General features: G+C 62.0%; 24 protein-coding genes. 12 read left to right on the forward strand and 12 right to left on the reverse strand.

The window, feature by feature from the left end; genetic code table 11:
• Positions 1 to 99 precede the first annotated feature (99 nt).
• Positions 100 to 1,317: an alanine transaminase gene (gene alaC / locus LIY45_RS20625; RefSeq protein ID WP_003213096.1), complete on the reverse strand. Its 1,218-nt coding sequence runs from the start codon at positions 1,315 to 1,317 to the stop codon at positions 100 to 102.
• A gap of 196 nt (positions 1,318 to 1,513) precedes the next feature.
• Here alaC and LIY45_RS20630 point away from each other — a divergent pair, with 196 nt between their 5' ends.
• Positions 1,514 to 1,999 (forward strand): GyrI-like domain-containing protein, encoded by a 486-nt coding sequence (locus tag LIY45_RS20630; protein ID WP_226477421.1) that lies wholly within the window; start codon positions 1,514 to 1,516, stop codon positions 1,997 to 1,999.
• Positions 2,000 to 2,045: 46 nt separating this feature from the next.
• Here the strand turns inward: LIY45_RS20630 and LIY45_RS20635 are convergent, their stop codons facing one another.
• On the reverse strand, positions 2,046 to 2,651 hold the full coding sequence (locus LIY45_RS20635) for a pyridoxamine 5'-phosphate oxidase family protein (RefSeq protein ID WP_063027754.1): 606 nt from the start codon (positions 2,649 to 2,651) through the stop codon (positions 2,046 to 2,048).
• A 20-nt stretch (positions 2,652 to 2,671) separates the two neighbouring features.
• Positions 2,672 to 3,157 carry a GNAT family N-acetyltransferase gene (locus tag LIY45_RS20640; protein WP_017475948.1) on the reverse strand — a complete coding sequence of 162 codons (486 nt, stop codon included), beginning with the start codon at positions 3,155 to 3,157 and terminating at the stop codon, positions 2,672 to 2,674.
• A 146-nt stretch (positions 3,158 to 3,303) separates the two neighbouring features.
• On the opposite strand from LIY45_RS20640, the gene LIY45_RS20645 reads away from it, so the two are divergent.
• Genes LIY45_RS20645 through LIY45_RS20660 form a run of 4 tightly spaced genes read left to right on the forward strand, consistent with a single transcriptional unit; the run spans position 3,304 to position 5,857 of the window.
• Positions 3,304 to 3,735: a nuclear transport factor 2 family protein gene (locus tag LIY45_RS20645; RefSeq protein WP_017475947.1), complete on the forward strand. Its 432-nt coding sequence runs from the start codon at positions 3,304 to 3,306 to the stop codon at positions 3,733 to 3,735.
• 42 nt (positions 3,736 to 3,777) lie between these two features.
• On the forward strand, positions 3,778 to 4,122 hold the full coding sequence (locus LIY45_RS20650) for a YciI family protein (RefSeq protein ID WP_017475946.1): 345 nt from the start codon (positions 3,778 to 3,780) through the stop codon (positions 4,120 to 4,122).
• Between the two features lie 29 nt (positions 4,123 to 4,151).
• Positions 4,152 to 4,634, forward strand: a complete 483-nt coding sequence (locus LIY45_RS20655; protein ID WP_017475945.1) for an SRPBCC family protein — start codon at positions 4,152 to 4,154, stop codon at positions 4,632 to 4,634.
• Positions 4,631 to 5,857 carry an RNA polymerase sigma factor gene (locus LIY45_RS20660; RefSeq protein ID WP_226477422.1) on the forward strand — a complete coding sequence of 409 codons (1,227 nt, stop codon included), beginning with the start codon at positions 4,631 to 4,633 and terminating at the stop codon, positions 5,855 to 5,857. Before LIY45_RS20655 ends, LIY45_RS20660 begins: the two co-directional genes overlap by 4 nt.
• A gap of 141 nt (positions 5,858 to 5,998) precedes the next feature.
• Here LIY45_RS20660 and LIY45_RS20665 read toward each other — a convergent pair whose 3' ends face one another.
• The gene (locus tag LIY45_RS20665) at positions 5,999 to 6,724 is read right to left on the reverse strand and encodes an SDR family oxidoreductase (protein ID WP_226477423.1); all 726 of its coding nucleotides are present in this window, start codon (positions 6,722 to 6,724) and stop codon (positions 5,999 to 6,001) included.
• Between the two features lie 111 nt (positions 6,725 to 6,835).
• Here LIY45_RS20665 and LIY45_RS20670 point away from each other — a divergent pair, with 111 nt between their 5' ends.
• Positions 6,836 to 7,678, forward strand: a complete 843-nt coding sequence (locus LIY45_RS20670) for a LysR family transcriptional regulator (protein ID WP_226477424.1) — start codon at positions 6,836 to 6,838, stop codon at positions 7,676 to 7,678.
• Positions 7,679 to 7,815: 137 nt separating this feature from the next.
• Here the strand turns inward: LIY45_RS20670 and LIY45_RS20675 are convergent, their stop codons facing one another.
• Positions 7,816 to 8,670, reverse strand: a complete 855-nt coding sequence (locus LIY45_RS20675) for a LysR family transcriptional regulator (protein ID WP_017475943.1) — start codon at positions 8,668 to 8,670, stop codon at positions 7,816 to 7,818.
• Positions 8,671 to 8,759: 89 nt separating this feature from the next.
• Here LIY45_RS20675 and LIY45_RS20680 point away from each other — a divergent pair, with 89 nt between their 5' ends.
• On the forward strand, positions 8,760 to 9,200 hold the full coding sequence (locus LIY45_RS20680; protein ID WP_226477425.1) for a multidrug/biocide efflux PACE transporter: 441 nt from the start codon (positions 8,760 to 8,762) through the stop codon (positions 9,198 to 9,200).
• Here the strand turns inward: LIY45_RS20680 and LIY45_RS20685 are convergent.
• Together LIY45_RS20685 and LIY45_RS20690 are read right to left on the reverse strand one after the other, a co-directional pair.
• The gene (locus LIY45_RS20685; protein ID WP_226477426.1) at positions 9,187 to 10,095 is read right to left on the reverse strand and encodes a LysR family transcriptional regulator; all 909 of its coding nucleotides are present in this window, start codon (positions 10,093 to 10,095) and stop codon (positions 9,187 to 9,189) included. The genes LIY45_RS20680 and LIY45_RS20685 overlap by 14 nt on opposite strands.
• A 57-nt stretch (positions 10,096 to 10,152) precedes the next feature.
• Positions 10,153 to 10,911, reverse strand: a complete 759-nt coding sequence (locus LIY45_RS20690; protein ID WP_226477427.1) for an SDR family oxidoreductase — start codon at positions 10,909 to 10,911, stop codon at positions 10,153 to 10,155.
• A gap of 112 nt (positions 10,912 to 11,023) precedes the next feature.
• Here LIY45_RS20690 and LIY45_RS20695 point away from each other — a divergent pair, with 112 nt between their 5' ends.
• Complete coding sequence (locus LIY45_RS20695; protein ID WP_226477428.1) at positions 11,024 to 11,920, forward strand: LysR family transcriptional regulator; 897 nt, start codon at positions 11,024 to 11,026, stop codon at positions 11,918 to 11,920.
• Here the strand turns inward: LIY45_RS20695 and LIY45_RS20700 are convergent.
• A complete protein-coding gene (locus LIY45_RS20700) occupies positions 11,917 to 12,834 on the reverse strand; it encodes a LysR family transcriptional regulator (protein ID WP_017475938.1) in 918 nt (305 codons plus the stop codon). The genes LIY45_RS20695 and LIY45_RS20700 overlap by 4 nt on opposite strands.
• A gap of 205 nt (positions 12,835 to 13,039) precedes the next feature.
• Here LIY45_RS20700 and LIY45_RS20705 point away from each other — a divergent pair, with 205 nt between their 5' ends.
• The 3 genes from LIY45_RS20705 (at position 13,040) to LIY45_RS20715 (ending at position 15,724) form a co-directional block, all read left to right on the forward strand.
• On the forward strand, positions 13,040 to 13,798 hold the full coding sequence (locus tag LIY45_RS20705) for a 5-oxoprolinase subunit PxpA (RefSeq protein WP_017475937.1): 759 nt from the start codon (positions 13,040 to 13,042) through the stop codon (positions 13,796 to 13,798).
• A 76-nt stretch (positions 13,799 to 13,874) separates the two neighbouring features.
• Entirely contained in the window at positions 13,875 to 14,753 is an 879-nt protein-coding gene (locus LIY45_RS20710; protein ID WP_226477429.1) for an allophanate hydrolase subunit 1, read from the forward strand.
• Positions 14,750 to 15,724: a biotin-dependent carboxyltransferase family protein gene (locus tag LIY45_RS20715; protein ID WP_226477430.1), complete on the forward strand. Its 975-nt coding sequence runs from the start codon at positions 14,750 to 14,752 to the stop codon at positions 15,722 to 15,724. Before LIY45_RS20710 ends, LIY45_RS20715 begins: the two co-directional genes overlap by 4 nt.
• Positions 15,725 to 15,829: 105 nt before the next feature.
• Here LIY45_RS20715 and LIY45_RS20720 read toward each other — a convergent pair whose 3' ends face one another.
• Together LIY45_RS20720 and LIY45_RS20725 are read right to left on the reverse strand one after the other, a co-directional pair.
• A complete protein-coding gene (locus LIY45_RS20720; protein WP_017475934.1) occupies positions 15,830 to 17,446 on the reverse strand; it encodes an inorganic phosphate transporter in 1,617 nt (538 codons plus the stop codon).
• Between the two features lie 214 nt (positions 17,447 to 17,660).
• Positions 17,661 to 18,683, reverse strand: a complete 1,023-nt coding sequence (locus LIY45_RS20725) for a transporter (RefSeq protein WP_226477431.1) — start codon at positions 18,681 to 18,683, stop codon at positions 17,661 to 17,663.
• A 279-nt stretch (positions 18,684 to 18,962) separates the two neighbouring features.
• Here LIY45_RS20725 and LIY45_RS20730 point away from each other — a divergent pair, with 279 nt between their 5' ends.
• Positions 18,963 to 20,591, forward strand: coding sequence for a methyl-accepting chemotaxis protein (locus LIY45_RS20730; protein WP_226477432.1), 1,629 nt, complete (start codon positions 18,963 to 18,965; stop codon positions 20,589 to 20,591).
• Here the strand turns inward: LIY45_RS20730 and LIY45_RS20735 are convergent, their stop codons facing one another.
• Both LIY45_RS20735 and LIY45_RS20740 read right to left on the reverse strand, forming a co-directional pair.
• Positions 20,592 to 21,764, reverse strand: a complete 1,173-nt coding sequence (locus tag LIY45_RS20735) for a GAF domain-containing sensor histidine kinase (RefSeq protein WP_226477433.1) — start codon at positions 21,762 to 21,764, stop codon at positions 20,592 to 20,594. It abuts the gene before it with no gap.
• Positions 21,765 to 21,948: 184 nt separating this feature from the next.
• Positions 21,949 to 22,254, reverse strand: a complete 306-nt coding sequence (locus LIY45_RS20740) for a PepSY domain-containing protein (RefSeq protein ID WP_017475930.1) — start codon at positions 22,252 to 22,254, stop codon at positions 21,949 to 21,951.
• Positions 22,255 to 22,328: the final 74 nt, after the last annotated feature.

The following is a 22,328-nucleotide window of genomic DNA, read 5'->3' on the forward strand; positions in this document are numbered from 1 at the left end:
GCTCCGCGTGGGAACGCATCCTGTGACGCTCCGCGTCACAAGCGGACGCAGAGCGTCCAAGACGGCAATCCCACGCAGAGCGTGGGAACGATCATCGGGTCAGGCGTCAGCTTTCTTGACCAGCCCATCCGCCCGGAACATCGCCCGAATGCCCCGCACCGCCTGGCGAATCCGGTCCTGGTTTTCGATCAGCGCAAAGCGCACGTGATCGTCGCCATACTCACCAAAACCAATCCCCGGCGACACACACACCTTCGCCTCAAGCAGCAGCTTCTTGGCAAACTCCAGCGACCCCATCGCGGCGTACGCCTCGGGGATCTTCGCCCAGACGTACATCGACGCCTTCGGGTTCTCGACCATCCAGCCCAGCTCATGCAGGCCTTTCACCAGCACGTTGCGACGCTGGCGGTACTGCTCGGCAATGTCTTTCACGCACTGCTGATCGCCTTCCAGCGCCGCAATCGCCGCCACTTGCAGCGGGGTGAAGGTGCCGTAGTCGTGGTAGCTCTTGATCCGCGCCAGGGCGTTGACCAGTTCCGGGTTGCCCACCATGAAACCAATGCGCCAGCCGGCCATGTTGTAGCTCTTGGACAGGGTGAAAAACTCCACCGCGATGTCCTTGGCGCCCGGCACTTGCATGATCGACGGAGCTTTCCAGCCGTCGTAGACGATGTCGGCGTAGGCCAGGTCATGCACCACCAGCACGTCGTACTGCTTGGCCAGGGCGATCACCCGTTCGAAGAAGTCCAGCTCCACGCACTGCGCGGTGGGGTTGGACGGGAAGCCGAGGATCATCATCTTCGGCTTGGGAATCGAGCCACGAATGGCGCGTTCCAGTTCTGCGAAGAAATCCACGCCTGGAATCAGCGGCACTGAACGCACCTGGGCGCCGGCAATCACGGCACCGTAGATGTGAATCGGGTAGCTGGGGTTTGGCACCAGCACCGTGTCGCCCTGGTCCAGGGTGGCCAGCATCAAATGCGCCAGGCCTTCCTTGGAACCGATGGTCACGATGGCTTCGGTTTCCGGGTCGATATCCACTTCATAGCGGTCTTTGTACCAGCGCGAAATCGCCCGGCGCAGCCGCGGAATGCCTTTGGAGGTGGAGTAACCGTGGGTGTCTTCACGCTGGGCGACGGTGACCATTTTTTCCACGATGTGCGGTGGCGTGGCGCCGTCAGGGTTACCCATGCTCAAGTCGATGATGTCTTCGCCGCGCCGACGCGCAGCCATCTTCAGCTCGGCAGTGATATTGAACACGTAAGGGGGGAGTCGATCTATGCGCGCAAAGCGGCGCGGCGAACGGGGTTCGGCCATGGTTGCCTCGAAATACGTAAGCGCCCGGAACCGTCCGAGCGACGTCGGCCACTGCGGTGGCCTGCGGGGCAGACAATACGGTCGATGATGGCCAATTGTCCAGATGCTGCAGGAAAAATTTCTGCTTGGAGTGCGACGGGGATATGCCCCTATACTCGACGCGGGTTTGTTCCCTCATAAGAAGGAGACTGTTCAGATGGATCAACAGAAAAAACTGCCGTTACAGCCGCGCATGGAAGAGGGCAAGGCCCTGGTGATCGCGGGTGTGCAAGGGCGTTATTCGAAAGCCACGATTGGCGATATTCCCAAGTTGTGGGAGTTGTTCGACAGCTGCTTCAAAGAGATCAAAAAGCGCGTCGGCGGCGTGACCTACGGCGTGTGCTACAACGCCAAACACGATGAATTCGACTACCTGGCCGGCGTTGAAGTGCCGGCCAAGGGCGATGTACCGAGCAACTTCCAGTCGATTGAAATCCCGGCCCACCGCTATGCCGTGTTCCCGCATTTTGGCCCGGTGCAGGCGCTGGCGCAGACCTATGAACGCATCATGTTCGAGTGGCTGCCGGCCTCCGGGTACAAGGTGGTCGGGGCCGATTTTGAGCGCTACAGCGCCGACTTCGATGTGGGTAAAGGCACGGGCTCCGTGGAAATCTGGATCCCGATCAACGCCGCATCCGCCTGAGCGCATCATTGGCAGGAGCGAGCCTGTTCGCTCCTGCCACCGCCTCTCAATACAACGTGGCCTTGACCCGCTCCGGCATCTCGCGGTCATAGGCTTCGGCGTCGAACGCCCCGTCATTCAAGCGCTTGTGAAAGGCCCCGGCGCTGGGCAGAGCCGAGCGATCCAGATGCTTTTCCGGGTTCCAGCAATCGGAACGCACAAAGGCTTTGGAGCAATGGAAATACGCCGCCTCCACCTGCACCAGAATCACCGAGCGGGCCGCTTTGCCATTCACTGCAAAGCTCTCCAGCAACTCGGGCTCGATGGAAATCTGCGCCCGGCCATTGACCCGCAGCGTCTCGCCAATGCCCGGGATGATGAACAGCAACGCTATACGCGGGTCCACCACCAGATTGCGCAGGGTGTCGAGGCGGTTATTCCCTGGCCGATCCGGAATCGCCAGCGTGCGCTCGTCGATGATTCGCACAAACCCCGGCACATCGCCACGGGGTGAGCCGTCGATGCCGTCCGGGCCGGATGAACTCACCACCACCAAGGGTGAAGCGCGGACCATGGCCTGGTAATCCTCGTTGAGAAACGGGATCTCCTTGCGCACGGCCCGCTCGTGGGGCAGGCCGTAGAGGGATTCGAGTTGTTCCAGGGTTGTTAGCATCTTCACCAGCTCCTTATTGTTTAAAACACCCACGCCAACCGGCGCTCATACCCAATCCGCCCCTTATACGCCTCCCCGCTGTCCACCCAGCCCTGCTGCAAATACAGCCCCATCGCGGCCACATTATCCGTGTCCACCGACAGCTCCAGCGCTTTGATCTGCGGCCAAACCAGGCGCGCGGCGGCGGGGAGGGCTTGCAGGCAGGCTTTGCCAAACCCCAGGCCTTGCTGATGGCGATCGACTTGCAACGCATGCAGCGTGGCGCTGTGTTCATCCGCCCAATGGGGCAGGCAGGGCGGGCGTTTGAGCAGCAGGAAGGCGACGGGGAGGTCGTCGGCCAGTAGCGCAAAGCCTGCGATGCCGGGATTCGGATTGACCAGCAGGGTGTTCAGCGCACAGTAGATATCGCCGGAAAACGCCAGTTGCTCGGGATGCACTTCAAGGGCGTTAAGTTGCTGTTGTTGCAGGGCAGTCAACGTCTGATAGGCGACGAGGCGAGTTTCCATCGGCGTAGCATCCGAAATCCTACAAAGAAGCGCGGATTCTAGCGGGTTTGCTGTAGTCGCAATTATTTTTTGCGGGGCTGTCGATTCGCCGATATCCCAGTCGACTAAGGGTGTCTTCAGTGATTTTTCCCAAGAGGAGTATCGCCATGAATGCCCAGGTTAAAACCGATATCAGCCGTTTGATCGAACAATGGCAGCAAGCCGTGATGGCCAAGGATATCGAGCGTATTGTCAGCTTCTACGCCGACGATATCGTCTCGTTCGACGCCGTAGGCGCCCTGCAATTCAAGGGCAAGGCCGCCTATCGCGCCCATTGGGAGGCGTGCATGAAGGTCTGCCCCGGTCCGGGTATTTTCGAGTTTCATGAGTTGCACATTGTGCCGGCCGCCGAGAGTGCGTTTGCCTTCTGGCTGGCGCGTTGTGGCGGCGCCGGGCCGGACGGTGTGGTGAAGGCGTGCTGGATGCGGGTGACCGCCGGTTACCAGCGTATCAACGGCCACTGGCAGGTGGTGCATGAGCATTGGTCGGCGCCGTTCGACATGCACACCGGCACCACCTTGTTCGCGCTGGAACCCTGATCGCCGGGGACTATAGTTGAGTGTCCGAAAACGGAGAATCCCATGAAATACCTCTGCCTGATCTATAGCAACGAGCAGGTGCTGCACGAGTCGCCCGACAGCCCCAAGGACCCGGAATGTTTTGCCTATGGCCAGTCCGTGCAGGCCAGCGGGCGGATGCTCGCTGCCGAACCGCTGGAGTCGGTGACCACCGCCACCACGGTACGCATGCGCAACGGCAAGCTGTCGATCACCGACGGACCGTTTGCCGAAACCAAGGAGCAGCTCGCCGGGTTCTACCTGATCGAAGCCAAGGACCTGAATGAAGCGATCCAGGTGGCCGGTGGCATTCCGGCCGCCCGGGTCGGCAGTGTGGAAGTGCGCCCCGTGCGTGAATTGAATCTCTGATCACAACAATAAAACTCAGGAGGTTTCCCATGAGCAATCAACCCAAGCCCGCCGAATTTGAACTGTCCATCAGTCGCTTGATCGACGCACCTCGCAGCCGCGTATTCCGTGCCTGGACCGAGCCGGCCTTGTTGCAGCAGTGGTGGGGCCCACACGGCATGACCACCCCCGAGTGCGAAATGGACCTGTGGGTCGGTGGGCAATTTCGCACGCTGATGCGCGCGCCCGACGGCAGCGAATACCCGACCCAGGGCGTATTCCTCGAAATCACTGCGCCCAGTCGGCTGGTGTTTACCGATGCGTTCACCCCCGGCTGGATTCCTTCGGGCCAACCGTTCATGACAGCCGAAGTCACCTTTGAAGACGTCGATGGCAAAACCCTCTACACCGCCCGCGCCATGCACTGGAGCGCCGAAACCAAGCAGGCCCACGAAGCCATGGGCTTTCACGAGGGTTGGGGCCAGAGCCTCGACCGGCTGGTGACGCTGGTGACCGAAGGCCTGCGCGATTGACGGTGCAGGCCCGGGTCGAAGCGGTTTATCGCAGCGAATCGCGGTGCATCCTCGCGACCCTGATTCGCCTGCTCGGCGATTTCGACCTCGCTGAAGAGGCCTTGCACGAGGCGTTCTTCGTCGCGGTGGAGCGTTGGGAGCAAGACGGTGTGCCCGACAATCCCCGGGCCTGGCTGGTCTCCACCGGGCGCTTCAAGGCCATCGACCGTTTGCGCCGCCAGGCCCGGTTTGCCGCGCATCAGAACCAGTTGCTGGCTCAGGCTGATGAATTGGAAGAGGCCGACTGGAGCGCTGAAGACGTGGAAGACGACCGCCTGCGTTTGATCTTCACCTGCTGCCACCCGGCGCTGGCAGCAGATGCCCAGGCGGCGCTGACCTTGCGTGAGATCTGCGACCTCACCACCGAGGAAATCGCCCGGGCGTTTCTCGCCACGCCGACTACCATCGCCCAGCGCATCGTGCGGGCCAAGGGCAAGATCCGCGAAGCGAAAATCCCCTATCAAGTGCCGTCCCTGGCGGAGTTGCCCGAGCGCCTGGACAGTGTGCTGCGGGTGATTTACCTGGTGTTCAACGAAGGCTATTCGGCGTCCATGGGCGCTGATCTGACCCGAGAGGACCTGACACGCGAAGCCATTCGCCTGGGCCGATTGCTGATGGAATTGTTGCCGGAGCCGGAAGTAATGGGCTTGCTGGCGCTGATGTTGCTCCACGAATCCCGGCGCCCGGCACGCACCTCGGCCGGCGGTGAGTTGGTGTTACTGGATGAGCAAGACCGTTCGCTGTGGGATGCGTCGTTGATCACTGAAGGATGTGCCTTGGTGGAGAAATCCCTGACCACACGCCGCTTCGGGCCCTACAGCCTGCAGGCGGCGATTGCGGCGGTGCATGCCGAGGCGGCGAGCGCTGACGAGACCGACTGGCCGCAGATTGTCGGGCTGTACGACGTGTTGCTCGGGTTGGTGCCGTCGCCGGTGATCGAGCTGAATCGCGCAGTGGCCGTTGCAATGCGCGATGGGGCGTTGGCGGGGTTGCAGTTGGTGGACGAGATTCTGGCGCGGGGGGAGTTGGTGGACTATCACCTGGCGCACTCGGCACGGGGCGAGTTTTGTCGGCGGCTGGGAAGGGGGGAGGACGCGCGGCGGGCGTTTGAACGGGCGCTGGCGTTGACCCAGCAAGCGCCGGAAAAGCGCTTTATCGAACGGCGTTTGGCCGAACTCAAATAGCCAGTGAGACTGGAGTGCGATCCACTGTGGGAGCTGGCTTGCCTGCGATAGCGGCGTATCAACAACAGATGCATGGCTGACCCACCGCTATCGCAGGCAAGCCAGCTCCCACATTGGATGTGTGTTGTCTGCCTTGGCTTCTTACGGCTGCTGACGCGTCGCCGCCAATACGATCTCGCGAATGCACACATGCTGCGGCTGCTGGTAGGCATAGGCAATCGCCGAAGCTACGTCATCGGCGCTTAGCACGGTGCCGCCCATGTCCTGTTTCCACGCCTGGTAGCCGGTCTTGATGGCCTCATCGGTGGTGTGGCTCAGCAGTTCGGTTTCCACCGCACCCGGCGCAATGGTGATCACACGCACGTTGTGCGGCGACATTTCTTCCCGCAGGTTTTCCGAAATCCCATGCACGGCGAACTTGGTGCCTACATAGGCGACGTGGTTGGGGAAGGTCTTGCGCCCGGCTACCGAGCTGACGTTGATGAGGGTGCCACCCTTGCGCTCGACCATGCTGGCGGCCACCGCATGAATGCCGTTCAGCAGGCCTTTCACGTTGACGTCGAGCATCTGCTCCCACTGTGCCGGGTCCTGTTCGCTGACGCTGCCCAGCAGCATCACGCCGGCATTGTTGATGAGTGCATCGGCCGGGCCGAATTGCGCTTCGGCTTCTTTCACCGCCGCCACCAGCGCAACGCGGTCGGTGATGTCGACACCGCGGCTCAAGGTGTTCGGCAACTCCAGCGCATTCAGCCGGTCGATGCGGCGGGCCAGCAGCAACAGCGGGTGGCCAGCGGCCGACAGCAAGCGCGCGGTGGCTTCGCCAATGCCCGAGCTGGCGCCGGTGATGATGATCAATGGCTTGCTCATGGTGGAACTCCTGAAATAAGAAAAACAAATAACTGAACGTGGCGAGCAGTATATTTAGCCCTTGAGTGGCTGAAAAATGCCTTATTCCTCTGTCTGTCATCGGTATTAACTATGGATGTGCGTCATCTCAAGGCGTTTCTCGCGGTATTCGAGGAGCGCAATATCACCGCCGCCGCCCAGCGGCTGTTCATCAGCCAGCCGACGTTGTCGGTGACCATCAAGCAGTTGGAAGAAGAATTGGGCGTGGCGCTGTTTCTGCGCCAGCCACGTGGGGTCGAGGTCAGTGACGAGGCGCGGGTGTTGTACCCGCAAGCCCGGCGCATGGTGGCCGAGGCCGACGCGTTGAGCCGGTTGTTTCGCGGGCGCGAAAACCGCATCGCCCTGGAACTGGGTGTGGAAGGCGATATTGCCGACAGTCAGATCGAAACCTTCCTGCGCATGGCGCACCAGGGCCTGCCGGGTTTGCTGCTGACCTTGCAGGAAGGCTGCGAAGGAGAAGGGCGCCTGGCGGTAGAGGAAATGTGCTGCGAGGACGAATTATTCCTGCCGCTTTGGGACGAGTCCTACGTGATGGCCCTGCCGGCTGCGCACCCGATGGCGGCGGGTGGAAAAGAACAGGCCTGGGCGCCGATTGAAGACTGGATCACCTGCCCGCAGCATGATTCCCACCAACGGCTGATGGCCTTGTATGGCCGCTCGCCCCAAGCGGTGGCCGGGCATGCCGGTTCGTTGACCCAGGCCTTGCATATGGTAGCAGCCGGTGTGGGCGTGGCGATGTTGCCGCAGTCGCTGGCGGCGGAGCGGGCCGGGGTGGTGATTCGCCCTTGGCACCTGCCGGCACCGACGCGCCGGGTGGGGTTGTGCTTTGCCGCCCAGGCCCTGGAGTTGCCGGCGTTGCGGGCGCTGCATGAGTATTTCCAGAACAACCGCCCGCCGCAGATTGAAGCCGCCTGACTGCGCCTTTGAATGCACCGCACATTCAATGTGGGCGCTGGCTTGCCTGCGATAGCGGTGGTGACTGACACACCGCTATCGCAGGCGAGCCGGCTCCCACATTTGATCTTCATTGTTCCGAAATTTGTGTTCGGGCATTACTCCAGCATCTTGCCCAGCAGCCAACTGCCTGCCGGGCCGGGCGGATGCTGGCGTGACCACAGCGCATCCACCGCCACCGAGCGCGGCCAGCTCCGGGCCTTGATTTCACACAGGTGACCACCGCCAAACCGCTCCACCAGCCAGCGTGGCAATGGTGCCCAGCCGAAACCCAACTGCGCCATTTCCATCAGCATCAGGTAACTGGGCGCCGACCACACACGCCCCAGGCCTCGGGTTTCATTCGGGTTGATGATGCTCGCCAGGCGCAGTTCGCGGTGTTGCTCCAGGGTGTGCTGATCGATGTCCTTAAGGCTCGCCAGCGGATGTTTGGGGGCGACAAACAGCGCGATTTCCGTGCGTTCTTCCACGGCGGTGCTGGTGAGGTCCGGCGGATAAACCTCCTGCTTCTCGATAAACGCAATCTGCGCCCGGCCGCTTTGCACCAGGGCGATCAAGTCCTCGCATTCGGCGATCAGGCATTCCAGCTCCAGGTCCGGGTAGCGCTGTTCGAAGGCGCTGAGGGCGGTTTCGAAACGGTCCGACTGGTAGGTATCGGACATGGCGATACTCAGCTTCGGCTCCAACCCCTGGGACAACTGGCTGGCCGCCAACTCCAGGCGGCTGCTGGCTTCCAGCACCTGCTCGGCGCGTTGCAACAGCACATGCCCGGCCGGGGTCAGCGTCGGCTTGCGGCTGCTGCGATCAAACAGCACCACGTCCAGGTCAATCTCCAGGCTGGCCACCGCCGCGCTGACGGTGGACTGGCTCTTGCCCAGTTTGCGCGCCGCCGCTGAAAACGAACCTTGGGTTGCCGCCTGCACAAACGCTTGAAGCACTTCATGGGAGGCCATGACTATCGCCTTGATCGATGGTTATTGGTTATGAAGTATCGAGTCAAAGGGTAATGATGGCAACCATCGTCACTCACGGAGAACGGGTCATGACACCCACCAAGTCGATTACTGAACGCGTTTGGCAGGCCATTGGTTTTGAAGGCCTGGCTTTGTTGATTTGTACGCCGCTGCTGGTTTGGATCATGGACCGGCCTGTCGTGGAAATGGGCACGGTGACCCTGGCGATCAGCCTGATGGCGCTGACCTGGAACATCATTTTCAACAGCCTGTTCGACCGCCTCAAGTTGCGCCTGAAGCTGGCCAATGGCGTCTGGACTCGGGTGCTGCATGCCCTGATGTTTGAAGGCGGCCTGATCATTGTCGCCGTACCGTTGATTGCCTGGTGGCTGAACATCAGCCTGATGCAGGCGTTTATCCTCGACATCGGCGTGCTGCTGTTTTTCCTGCCGTACACCTATGTGTATCACTGGGGTTATGACGCCGTGCGCGAAAAGATCATGCAAAAACGCATGCTCAGCCAAGTTTGAGGGACGCCACAAACTCAAGGAACGCCCGCACCTTGGCCGCAGGTAAATGCCGCGACGGGTAGAAGGCATACAGCGGGAAGCGCTCATCGGGCCAGTCGGGAAACAACTCGACCAACGCGCCGGAGTCGAGCGCCGGTGCCAGCCCAAGGTCGAGCATCTGCGCCACTGCATGGCCGTGTTCGCAGACGCTGTACAAGGTCCCGGCATCGTTGACCACCAGCCGCCCGCTGGTGGCGACGTTGACCTGCTCACCGGGCCGGTGGAATTCCCAGGCAAACGGCCGGCCGGTCTGGGAGTCGCGAAAGTCGATGCACACGTGCTGGCCGTCTTCCAGATCCTTGGGGTGTGAAGGGCGACCATGCCGCTCAAGATAAGTCGGCGACGCCAATGTCAGCACCCGCACTTCCATCAGCTTGCGGGCAATCAGCGAGGACGATTGCGGAATGCCAAAACGGATGGCCAGGTCAAAGCCATCCGCCACCAAGTCCCCGAGCTGGTCCCGCGTGTGCAGGTCTAACTGCAACTGCGGGTATTGGCTCATGAACTCACCGAGCACCGGCCCCAGTACCAGCCGCGAGAAGTACGGGTCGATGTTCACCCGCAACCGCCCACGTACGGTCAGGGCGCTGTCTGCCGCCGAGCTGGCGGCTTCTTCCAGGCCCGCCAGCAGCGGGGCGATTTCCTGGTAGAAACGCCGGCCCTCGTCGGTCAATTGCACCGAGCGAGTGGTGCGGTCGAACAGGCGAATCCCCAGGCGTTTTTCCAGCCGCGAAATGGCCCGGCTGACCCCCGAAGGCGTCATCTCCAGGCTGTCGGCGGCGCGGGCGAAACTGCCGCTGTCGACCACGGCGGCCAGTACGCCCATGCCGCCGGCCAGTCCTGGATCAAAACTCATGGGTGATTGCCTGTCAGGTATCCGAAAGCATTGATGCTAGCGGAGAATCTCGGCGCGTTACAGAAACATCCCGCCCGACGCCTCGACGCGCTGCCCGGTGATCCAGTTGCTGCCATCCGCCAGCAGGGTGGAAATCGCCCCGCCAATGTCATCCGGCAAGCCTGCGCGACCGAGTGCGGTGTTGTTGGCGACCATCGCGTTCACGTCCGGGTTGTCCCGCACCGCGCCGCCGCTGAAGTCGGTGGCGATTGCGCCGGGGGCCAGGGTGTTGACGGTAATCCCGCGCGCGCCCAACTCCTTGGCCTGGTAGCGGGTCAGCACCTCCACCGCGCCTTTCATCGAGGCGTAGGCCGAGTAACCTGGCAGGCTGAAGCGCGCCAGGCCGCTGGAGATATTGATGATGCGCCCGCCATCGCTGATCAGCGGCAGCAGTTTCTGGGTCAGGAAAAACGGACCCTTGAAGTGGATCGCCACCAGTTGGTCGAACTGCGCCTCGGTGGTTTCGGCGAAGCTGGCATGGGCGCCAATCCCGGCGTTGTTGATCAGGAAGTTGAAGTGCGCCTGGCCGAACACGTCCTTCAACACCGAGCCGACCTGGGCGGTGAATGCATCGAAGGTGGCGCTTTGGCTGACGTCCAGTTGCAGCATCGCCGCTTTGCCGCCCAGTGCTTCGACTTGGGCGACCACCGCCTGGGCTTCGTCCGCCGCGCTGTTGTACGTGCCGATGATGTCGACGCCTTGTGCCGCCAGGTGCAGGGCAGCGCTTTTGCCCAGGCCGCGGCTGGCGCCGGTGATGAGTGCGATTTTACGGGTCATGGTGGAGTCCTCGGAGCGGGTGAGTGTTCGTGGGACTGAGTGTATTTGTCCGGTCATAACGTGATAAATAGAGCTGTACCGGAATCACTGGCCGGATAAGGCGAACAATCCCATGAACAAACTTGAGTTGCTGCGCACCTTCGTGCGCGTCACCGAGCTGTCGAGTTTCACCCAGGCGGGCGAAAGCCTGGGCTTGCCGCGCTCGACCGTGTCCGAGCATGTGCAGGCCCTGGAAGCGTTGGTCGGTGCGCGCCTGTTGCAGCGCACCACGCGCAAGGTCCAGGCCACCCAGGACGGGCGCGTGCTGTATGAGCGCAGCAAGGATTTGCTGTCCCATATGGAAGAGCTGGAAGGCTTGTTTCGCCAGGATGAAGCGCAGCTGGCGGGGCGCATTCGGGTGGACATGCCCAATGTCATGGCCCGGGAACTGATCCTGCCGCGCCTGCCGGAATTCATGGACCTGCACCCGCTGATCGAGCTGGAGATCAGCAGCACCGACCGCCAGGTCGACCTGTTGGCCGAAGGTTTCGATTGTGTATTGCGGATTGGCGCGCAGCCGGACCAGTCGGTGGTGGCGCGGTTGCTGGGCAGCATGACGATGATCAATTGCGCCAGCGCGACTTACCTGCAACGTTACGGCGTACCCAAGACGCTCGCCGATTTGGCCCACCATCAACTGGTGCATTACGTACGCCCGCTGGGCTCACGTTCGCCCGGGTTTGAATACGTACAGGGCAACAAGGTGCACCGGGTTCCCATGGCCGGGCGGGTGACCGTCAACAGCACCGACGCGTATCGGCTGGCGTGCATCGGTGGGTTTGGCCTGACTCAGGTGCCGGTGCTGGGCATTGTCGATCTCTTGGCCAGTGGTGAGTTGGTAGCGGTGCTGCCGGAGTATCCGGCACCTGCGCTGGACGTGTCCCTGCTGTACGCCGGCCAACGGCATTTACCACAGCGGGTGCGGGTGTTCATGGATTGGCTGGCGGCGACCCTGCAATCCCGGCTTTAACGCCGGGCCGACAACTGCTGCGGCGCCAGGAAGGCATCGTGGAAATAATCACGAAACGCCTGCATCGCCGGGGTGAAGTCGCGCTCGCGGTGCCAGGCCAGCCCGACGCTCATGGGCGTGACCTTGTCGGTGACACTCACGGTTTCGATGCGCTTGCCTTCCAGCGACCACGGGCGATGCACCAGGTCCGACAGAATTGCCACGCCGCTGCCGTTGGCGACCATGCTGCGCACCGCCTCCACCGAACTGGTGCGCAGCCGCACCTTGGGCGTTTGCCCGGCCTGTTCCCAGTAGCGCATGGCGCTTTGTTCGGCTTCGTCGACGGTGAGGAAAATGTACGGCTCCCGGGCCACGTCCGCGAGGCTCACGGCGGGGCGTTCGCACAACGGGTGATGGCTGGGCAGCCACAGGCGGCGTTCGGAGTTGAAGAGGATTTCCGAGACGATATCCGGGTGGGTGAGGTTGGCGGTGAGCACCACGGCCATGTCGAACTGGCCGTTGAGCAGCCCGTGTTCGATGGCCTGGCGTTCCTGTTCGAAGACCTCGATGGTCACGTCCGGGTGCCAGTGTTCCATGCGCTGCAAATGGTGCGGCAGGAAGTAGCCGAGCACGGTGTAGCTGGCGGCCACCCGCAGTACGCCGCTGGCGCGGTAGTCTGGCAGCGGGCTGTTCAGGGCGTCGTCGACACTGCGCACAATCACGTAGGCCCGGTTGAGAAAATGCCGCCCGGCATCGGTCAGGCTCATGCCCTGGGCCGAGCGCACGAATAGCTGCGCGCCGAGCATCGCTTCCAGCTCCTTGATCGCGGTGGTCACCGCCGATTGGGAGATGTTCAGGTGAATCGCCGCCTGGGAGATCTGGCCGATTTCGGCGGTGGCGACGAAGTAGCGGATTTGACGCAGGGTCAGGGACATTGGTTTCTCCGCTCGTTCCCACGCTTTGCGTGGGAACGCATCCTGTGACGCTCTGCGTCACGATTTTAAAAGCGGACGCAGAGCGTCCAGGGCGGCATTATCGGGTATCTGATTTTCAGAAGATGGGCCATCTGATAATAGATCTTCCCAAGGGGTCAAGCCGCAGCCTAATTTCCATGGCATGAACTTCAACGGAGCGACCCCGATGCAGGCAGTGGATTTCAATTCGGACATGGGCGAAGGCTTCGGCCCCTGGACCATCGGCGATGGCGTCGACAGTGAACTGATGGCCTACATCAGCTCGGCCAACATCGCCACCGGCTTTCATGCCGGTGACCCGGGCACCATGCGCCGCACCGTCGAGCGTGCCAAGCAGTTGGGCGTGGCGATTGGCGCGCACCCGGGCTTTCGTGACCTGGTGGGTTTCGGCCGGCGCCATATCAACGCCCCGGCCCAGGAACTGGTGGACGACATGCTCTATCAGCTCGGCGCCCTGCGGGAAATCGCCCGGGCCCAGGGCCTGACGCTGCAACACATCAAGCCCCACGGCGCGTTGTACATGCACCTGGCGCGGGACGAAGAAGCGGCGCGATTGCTGGTGGAAAACCTGCAACGCCTGGAGCCCACGCTGTTGCTGTACTGCATGCCCAACTCGGTGATCTGGCGCGTTGCCAAGGAATTGGGCCAGCCGGTGGTGCGGGAGTTTTATGCCGACCGTGAGTACGATCTCACGGGTTCCATCGTGTTTACCCGCCATGTGCGGGCGCTGGATCCGGCAACGGTTGCGGCGCGAGTCCTACGGGCCTGCCAGACCGGCCTGGTGCGCACGGTTGAAGGCGAAGACCTGTTTATCGAATTCGATTCCATCTGCCTGCACAGCGACACCCCCGGCGCCCTTGAATTGGTGGAAGCCACCCGCGAAGCGCTGGACCAGGCGGGGATTGAAGTGCGCACACCTCGCTGACCGACACCGGTGCCCAGACACCGGGTCTCTCTGATTTTTTGCCTGCCTTTCTACAATGATTCCAAGAGGAACAGACATGGCCGAATCTTCCCCGATCCGCTACAGCTTTGGCGGTGATGAACACCTGTTTGCCGAGGTCAGCGAGAGCATGTCCCTGGAGGCTTTCTTCAAGGGCATGGCCGTCACCCGCGCAGTGGAGCGCCTGGCCCTGGACGGTGTGCTGGACGTCTGCCTGGCAAATGCCTCGTTCCAGATTCGCTTCGACCCGGACCGCATCGCGCCCCACGTGCTGCTGGACGCGGTGCAAAGCGCCGAAGCCCAAGCCGTGGCCGAACGCACCTTGCACACCCGCATCATCGAAATCCCGGTGCTGTACAACGACCCCTGGACCCATGAAACCCTGATGCGTTTTCGCGACCGCCATCAGGACCCCACCGGCACCGATTTGGAATACGCAGCGCGGATCAACGGCCTGGCAGACGTGGAAGCGTTTATCGCGGCCCACAGTGGCGCGCCGTGGTTTGTCTCGATGGTGGGGTTTGTGGCGGGCTTGCCGTTCATGTTCCAGATGGTGGAGCGCGAGCGGCAGTTGCAGGTACCCAAGTACCTGCGCCCACGTACTGACACGCCGAAATTGACCCTCGGCCACGGCGGCTGCTTCGGCTGTATTTATTCGGTGCGCGGTGCTGGCGGCTACCAGATGTTCGGCGTCACCCCGGCGCCGATCTACGACCCGCAGCAGCAACTGGCTTACCTGAAAGAGCACATGGTGTTCTTCCGTCCCGGCGACATCGTGCAGTTCAAACCCGTGGACCGTGATGCCTATGACCTGGCGGTGGCTGAAGTGGAGGCCGGGCGGTTCGACCTGCGCATCCGCCCGGTGGAATTTTCCCTGGATGCCTTTCTGGCCGACCCCACTGGCTACCCGAAAACCCTGCAGGAGGCGCTGGCATGATCAAGGTACTCAAACCCGGCCTCGCCACCTCCGTGCAGGACCTGGGTCGTGAAGGTTATTACCACCTGGGCATTCCGCCGTCCGGCGCCCTGGACCAATACGCGTTGAGTGCGGCCAACCACCTGGTGGGTAACCCCATCGGCGCCGCCGGGCTGGAATGCACGTTGATCGGGCCGGAGCTGGAGTTTCAGCAAGATGCTTTGGTGGCGTTGTGCGGGGCGCTGATGTCGCCGCGCCTGGACGGCGTGGTGGTGCATCAGGACACCGCGTTTGAAGTGCGCGCCGGGCAAGTGCTGCGCTTTGAATTTCCCAAGGCCGGCGCGCGGACTTACCTGGCGGTGGCCGGTGGGATTGATGTGCCGCTGGTGTTGGGCAGCCGGTCCACTTACACCCTGGGTGCGTTGGGCGGGTTTCAGGGGCGGCGACTGGTAGAAGGTGATGAGCTGCCGGTCGGCGAGCCCAGCGGCAAAGGCCGGGCCGGGAACAGTTTGCCCATGGCATTACGCCAATCGGTGGGTGGGGACGTGACGCTGCGGGTGGTGCCGGGGCTGTATTACGAGCGACTGACCCCCGGCGCCAAAATCAGCTTTTTTGCCGAGCCCTGGACGGTCGGTTCGGAGGCTGATCGCATCGGCTATCGCTTCAAGGGCGGCAGCGCGCTGAGCTTTCAGCCACGGGAACAGCCGTTTGGTGCCGGGTCTGATCCGTCGAACATCGTCGACAGTTGCTACCCCATCGGCTCGATCCAGGTGCCGGCCGGGTTGGAGCCGATCGTGCTGCACCGGGACGCGGTGTCGGGCGGTGGCTACGCGATGATTGGTACGGTGATCAGTGCCGACCTGGATCTGATCGGGCAGATGCAACCGAACCAGCGGGCGGGGTTTGTGGCGGTGACGCTGGAGGAGGCACTGGAGGCGCGGCGGGTGTACAAGAAGCGGTTGAGGGTGATGAGTGGGTTGTTTAATACCTGAGAACGCCGCCGAACCCCTGTGGGAGCTGGCTTGCCTGCGATAGCGGTGTATCAGTCACCACCGCTATCGCAGGCAAGCCAGCTCCCACATTTTTATCGGGTTGTGTCAGAACAATTGGGTGAATAGCCAGTACAGGCTACCCGACAACAAAATCGCCGCCGGTAATGTCAGCACCCAGGCCATCAGCAAGTTGCGGATGGTCTTCATCTGCAACCCACCCCCGTTCGCCACCATGGTCCCGGCCACACCGGACGACAGTACATGGGTGGTGGACACCGGCAAGCCATACATGTCCGCCGCGCCAATGGTCAGCATCGCCACCATCTCGGCCGAGGCGCCCTGGGCGTAGGTCAGATGGGTCTTGCCGATCTTCTCGCCCACGGTCACCACGATGCGCTTCCAGCCGACCATGGTTCCCAGGCCGAGGGCGATGGCCACGGCGATCTTGACCCACAGCGGGATAAACCGTGTGGCGTTGTCGATCTGTTGCTTGAACAGTTGCAGCTTGTTCTGGGTGTCGGCGTCGAAGTTGCCGACCTTGCCCTTGTCCATCAGGCGGATGGTTTCGCTGGTCAGGTACATGTCGTTACGCACGTTGCCCACGGCCTCGGCCGGCACGGCGGCGAGGGAGCCGTAGCTCTTCACTTCTTCACCGATATGCCCGGTGATGGAGGCGAGGGCGGGCACCAGTTCCGGGGTGGCTTCCTTGGTGCGCACGTAGGTCGACAAGGTAGCGCGCGAGTCGGCAGGCGCCAGTTGCGGCGCCGCTTTTACCAGGGCTGCCTGGGTCACTTCGGCCACGGCGGCAAACTGCAACGACTCACCCGCTGGCATGGTGCGGTTCAACGCGTAGGCCATCGGCAGGGTGCCTACCAGGATCAACATGATCAGGCCCATGCCCTTCTGGCCGTCGTTGGAACCGTGTGCGAACGACACGCCGGTGCAGGTGACGATCAGCATGCCGCGAATCCACCAAGGTGGCGGGGTGTCGCCTTTTGGCGCCTTGTACAGCGAACGATTTTTCACGAAGGCCCGCAGCGCCAGCAACAGCAGCGCGGCGAAGGCGAAGCCGATCAGCGGCGACAACAACAGTGCGTAACCGATCTTGATCGCCTGGCCCCAGTCCACACCGCTGGTGCCGTCACGGCCATGCATCAGTGCGTTGGCCACGCCCACGCCGATGATCGAGCCGATCAAGGTGTGGGACGACGACGCCGGCAAACCCAGCCACCAGGTGCCGAGGTTCCACAGGATCGCGGCGATCAACAGCGCGAAGATCATCGCAAAGCCGGCCGAGGAGCCGACCTGCAGAATCAGCTCCACCGGCAGCAGGGCGATGATGCCGAACGCCACCGCGCCGCTGGACAGCAGCACGCCGAGGAAGTTGAAAAAGCCCGACCACACCACCGCGAAATGCGGCGGTAATGAGTTGGTGTAGATCACCGTGGCCACCGCGTTGGCGGTGTCGTGGAAACCGTTGACGAACTCGAAGCCCAGGGCGATCAACAAAGCCACGCCCAGCAGCAGGAACGGCGTCCAGGTGGTGACCACCGTGCCCAGCTCGTGCATGTCGTGCATCAGGCTGTAGGCGGTGAACAACAGGCCCATGGCGAGTACGGCGAAGAAAACGATCACCGTCACCAGGCCAGGTTTCTTGTCCAGGCGCGGTTTGGGATCGGCGGTGGAAGCGTGTGTGGAGGCAGTCAGGGAAGGGGTGGCCATGCCGGAGCATCCAGTTTGGGGAGGATGTCGGTCATGATCGTTGCAGAATGTTACAGAGATGCTGCGGTAAATCAGTGTTTAGAGATTTGGGATGGCCGCTGGTCTACAAAACACCGCCAATCAACTGTGGGAGCTGGCTTGCCTGCGATAGCGGTGTATCAGTCACCACCGCTATCGCAGGCAAGCCAGCTCCCACATTGATCGCGTTTCAAATTCAATAATCCTTGCGCTTGCGAAATGCCCAACGCCCGGCAATCAGGGTAAACGTTGCCACCAGTGCCACCAGAATCCAGAAGCCTTCCGGGTCAGTGGAAAGCGGCACGCCCCCAACGTTCATGCCAAAAAAGCCGGCAATGATGTTGATCGGCAACGCCAGCACCGTCACCACGGTCAGGGTGAACAGCGTGCGGTTGCTCTGCTCGTTGAGGTTGGCGGCGATCTCTTCCTGCAACAGCTTGATCCGCTCGCCCAACGCCATCAGGTCGTTGATGATCAGCGCAAACTCCTCGGTGGATTTGCGCAGCTCCTTCACGTCTTCCTTCTGCAACCATTGCGGCGGGCGGTTGAGCAATCGCAGCAACGAGCCGGGCTCCAAGGCCAGCAGCCGTTGCAGGCGCACCAGCACCCGGCGCGCGGCGCCCAGTTCAGCGCGGTTGGTGGACAGGCGCGACGACAGCAACTGGTCCTCGATCTGGTCGACGCTGAGGCTGGTCTTGCGCACGATCTGCGTCAGCACCTCGCCCTGATCCCGCAGCAAATGCACCAGCAGTTCCAGCGGCGAGCGAAAGTGTTCACCGGCCTTCACCGACGAGCGCAGCTTGTCCACCGAGTGCAGCGGTTGCAGGCGCGCGCTGATCAGCAGCCGGCTGCGGGCGCACACCCATAAGGTGGAAATGTCTGAAGACACCATGCTGCTGAAGTTGAACACCACGTCGTTGACCACCGCCAGCAAGGCCGAGTCTACGTGTTCGATGCGGGTGGAGCGCGAGCCTTCGTGCAGGGCCTCGAAGAACTCTTCCGGCAGGTTCAGGTGCGCCTGCATCCAGCGCTCGCAGGCGGCGTGGGCCAGGTTCAGGTGCAGCCAGAGAAATTCGTCGGCATCACCGGGTTGCTGCAAGGCCGCCAGGGCAGTGGCTGAGTCAATCTGTTCGCCCTTTTCACCGGGGCGGAAACGAAAACCGTAAAGCAAGCCAAACAGGTCGGAGTCCTGGTGGCTGTGGTCGATGCTGTGGTTCATGGAGGCTCGCAGGGAAAGTGCCTGTAGGAGATTTCACAGGTTCACTTGGAGCGCATCATGGCAAGTCTGGTTGACAGTTTTGTGACGGTTCTGAGAGCGGCAGGCAAGTGGTGCAGTAGTGGCCTTTTGACAGGCTTTTCACCGCCTGTCCGATAGGCTCAAGAAGCGTCTGGCACGGCCGATTCAAGCGCAAGCAACGCTGTGGATGAGGCGGGCTTTTCAGACAGGGACGTCATGGCGGGCATGCTCCCCTTTTCCCTGTTTCGAGGATTTTCCCCGATGAATCTTTTGCGAAAGTCCTTGAGAGCACAGATCTTGTCGCTGCTCGGTGGCAGCCTGCTGGCGATGCTGTTGATCGCCCTGGCGTGTTTTCATTTTCTTTCCAGTGGCGTGCAGAGTTACCGCAGCTTGCTGGAAGGGCCGTTGCAGACTTCACAATTGATCGATGAAGCGAACCTGCAATTCAAGGTGCAAGTGCAGGAGTGGAAGAACGTCTTGTTACGTGGCAAACAACCCCAGGACATGGAGAAGTACTGGGGGCAGTTCCAGGATCGGCAACGGGATGTGCAAGGCATTCTCGGCCAGCTGGTGAGCCAGACCCAGAGTGATCAGGCCTTGAGCCGACGCCTTGAGGCCTTGCGTCAGGAGCATCAGGTGTTGGGCGTGGCCTATCAGAAAGGGCGCGATGCCTACCTGGCGGCGGGTGCGGATCCGGCGGCGGGCGACAACGCGGTCAAGGGCGTGGACCGCGCCGTCAGCGAGCAGATGAGTGCATTGGTCAGCGAGTTGCACGCCCAAGGCACGCAGCAATCGTTGCTGATCAGCACCCAGGCCGATCGCACGGTCATGTTGGGGGTGGCGGTGATGTTGCTGTCGGGTGTGTTGATTGGCCTGCTGAGCCTGTGGCTGATCAGTCGCAACCTGATTGCACCGATCCGCGAGCTGATCGAGTACGTCGCGCAACTGAGCCAGGGGCGCTTTGCCAATCGAGTGGCCAGCCAACGTGAAGATGAACTGGGGCGCCTGGCCGCAGCCGCCAATACGTTGCGGGACTTCCTCGCGGAAACCTTCAGCCGTTTGCAGCGCAGTGCCACTGACCTGGTGGGCGCCAGCGGCGAGCTGGGGGCGATTGCCGGGTTGATGGCCAAGGGCACCGCAGAGCAGTTTGACCGCACCGATCAGGTGGCCACGGCCATGACCGAAATGTCGGCCACCGCCCAGGAAGTCGCGCGCCACGCCGCGAGTGCTTCCCGAGCAGCCGATGAAGCCGATCATTCGGCCCGTGAGGGGGGCGAGGTGATGAAGGTGACCATCGCCACTATCGGCCGGATGCGCGACGAGATCCTTAACACCGGCACGATCATTCGGCGCCTGGAAACCGACAGTGTGCGCATCGGCAAGGTGCTGGAAGTGATCCGTGGCATTGCGGAGCAAACCAACCTGCTGGCCCTCAACGCCGCCATCGAGGCGGCGCGTGCCGGGGAAGCGGGCCGCGGGTTTGCCGTGGTCGCCGACGAAGTGCGCAGCCTGGCGCAGCGCACGGCGGCGTCGATCATCGAGATCAATCAGATTATCGGGGCGGTGCAAACGGGCGCGGTGGATGCGGCGGAGGCTATTGTCAGTGGCCAGGCGTGCAGTGATGAGAGTGTGGAAAAAGTGTCCCAGGCGGGCGCGATGCTCAACCAAATCACCCAGGCGGTGGAAGCCATCCGCGACATGAACCGTCAGATTGCCACGGCGGCGGAGGAGCAAACCTCGGTGGCAGAGGACATCTCGCGAAATATCACGCAAATTACCACCGTCGCCACGACCAATCTGGATAACGTGCAACGTACCGACGCAGCCAGTCAGAACCTGCGCAGTTTGTCGGTGGAGTTGAACGAGGTGACAGCGCGACTGAGCGCGTGATCAGGCCGTCGGCAAACTGAAGCTGAACACCGTGCCGTCCTGCTCGCTGGAAGACACTTCCAGCCGCCCGCCATGGGCGTCGGCAATCTGTTTGACGATGTACAAACCCAGGCCCAGGCCGGCCTGGGGCAGGGCGCCCGTCGGTCGGGAGTAGGGCTGGAACAGCAGCGGCATGGCTTGTTCACTGATCAGCCCACGGTTTTTCACCGTCAGCTCGAAGGTGCCGGCGTTGGCCTGCGCATTGACTTCAACCGGCCCTTCGGGACTGCCGTGGCTGATGGCGTTGGCCACCAGGTTGGAGAGCAATTGCGCCAGTCGCTCGCGGTCGCCTTTCACACCGTTGAGATTGCCGATGCGGGCGTGGATCAGCCGCTTGGGGTGCACGTGCTTCACCTCGTCCACCACGTGCTGCAAGGTGTCTTCCAGCCCCGGGCACTCGCCGATGTTCACCGGGATGCCGCTGCCCATTCGGCCGCGGGCAAAGTCCAGTACGTCCTCCACCAGTTGCGAGGCCCGGCGGCCGCTGGCCAGCATGTGCCGTACCAGCGTGTCGGTGGCCGGGTCGGGGTGCTTGCGCAGCAGGCGTTCGGCGCCGACGTTGATGGCAAACAGCGGGTTGCGCAGGTCGTGGCCGAGCACGGCGATGAATTGTTCGCGCAGTTCGGCGGTTTCGCGCTCCTGCTGCAAGTCGGCCTCGGTCTGCTGGAGGCTTTCTTCGGCTTCAATCTGCAGCGACAGCACCCGGGCAAACGACTCCATGGTCGACTGGATGGTGCTGCTGCGCAGTTGCGCCGGATTCGGGTCCAGGGCACAGATGGTGCCGAAGAAACGCCCGTCGGTGCGGAACACCGGCACCGAGATGTAGCTTTCAAAGTGGTAGATGCGCGGCGTGTGGTGGTCGCGGTACAGCGGGTCTTCGCTGGCTTTATCGATCACGATCGAGACATGGGAGCCGCGGATTTCGTGGCACAGGGTGGTGGTCAGGTCCAGCTCGCCACCCACGGGCAGGCCGAAGTCCAACTGGTCGCGCACGGCGCAGGCGGTCCATGAATCATCGGTGACCCGTGCCACGGCCGCAAAACGCAAGCCGGTCATTTCGCTGATCACCTGGAGAATCGCCGGGACGGCGCTGATTCGGCCAATGGTGGCAATATCGACGGCTTTTTGCCCCATGCGAACGGTCTCGGTCCTGATGCTGCTGGCGTTGTGCCTTGGCTGATGATGGGGATTCTAGCGAGCTTGGCGGCGTAAGGTATAAATTCGTTAACAGTAATTAGACTATTTGCTCTTCCGGGCGACGAGCGCGCATAAAAAAGCCGCGCGGCCCGAAGGCGGCGCGGCGTTTTTGCGGTTCAACTCAGGTGTCTTGCTTGTTTTCCAGGACTTCGCCGGTCTTCGCATCCAGCTTCACGTCCCACTTCACGTTGCTGGTGTCACGCAGTTCGGTCTCGTAGACCAGGCGGCCGGCTTTGTCTTCCAGTTCAGTGTCAACGATGGTCGCGCCTTTGTGCTGGGCCACTGCCTTGGCGTTGAGCTTTTCAAAATCCATGATGGCGCCGGACTTGAGCAGGCTCGGAATGTGGTCCGGGCGAACATCGGCCTGGGCCAAGCCAGCGGTAAGGGTCAAGGCGGCAGCGGCGAACAGAGCAGTCAAGTTTTTCATGGTGTGATCCTTTGGGGTGAGCTGTTTAAGTGGGATCAGGTTAACCAGCGCAACTTAACTCACCCTTAACATTG

It is taken from the genome of Pseudomonas sp. MWU16-30323 (assembly GCF_020515595.1).
GTDB lineage: Bacteria > Pseudomonadota > Gammaproteobacteria > Pseudomonadales > Pseudomonadaceae > Aquipseudomonas > Aquipseudomonas yamanorum.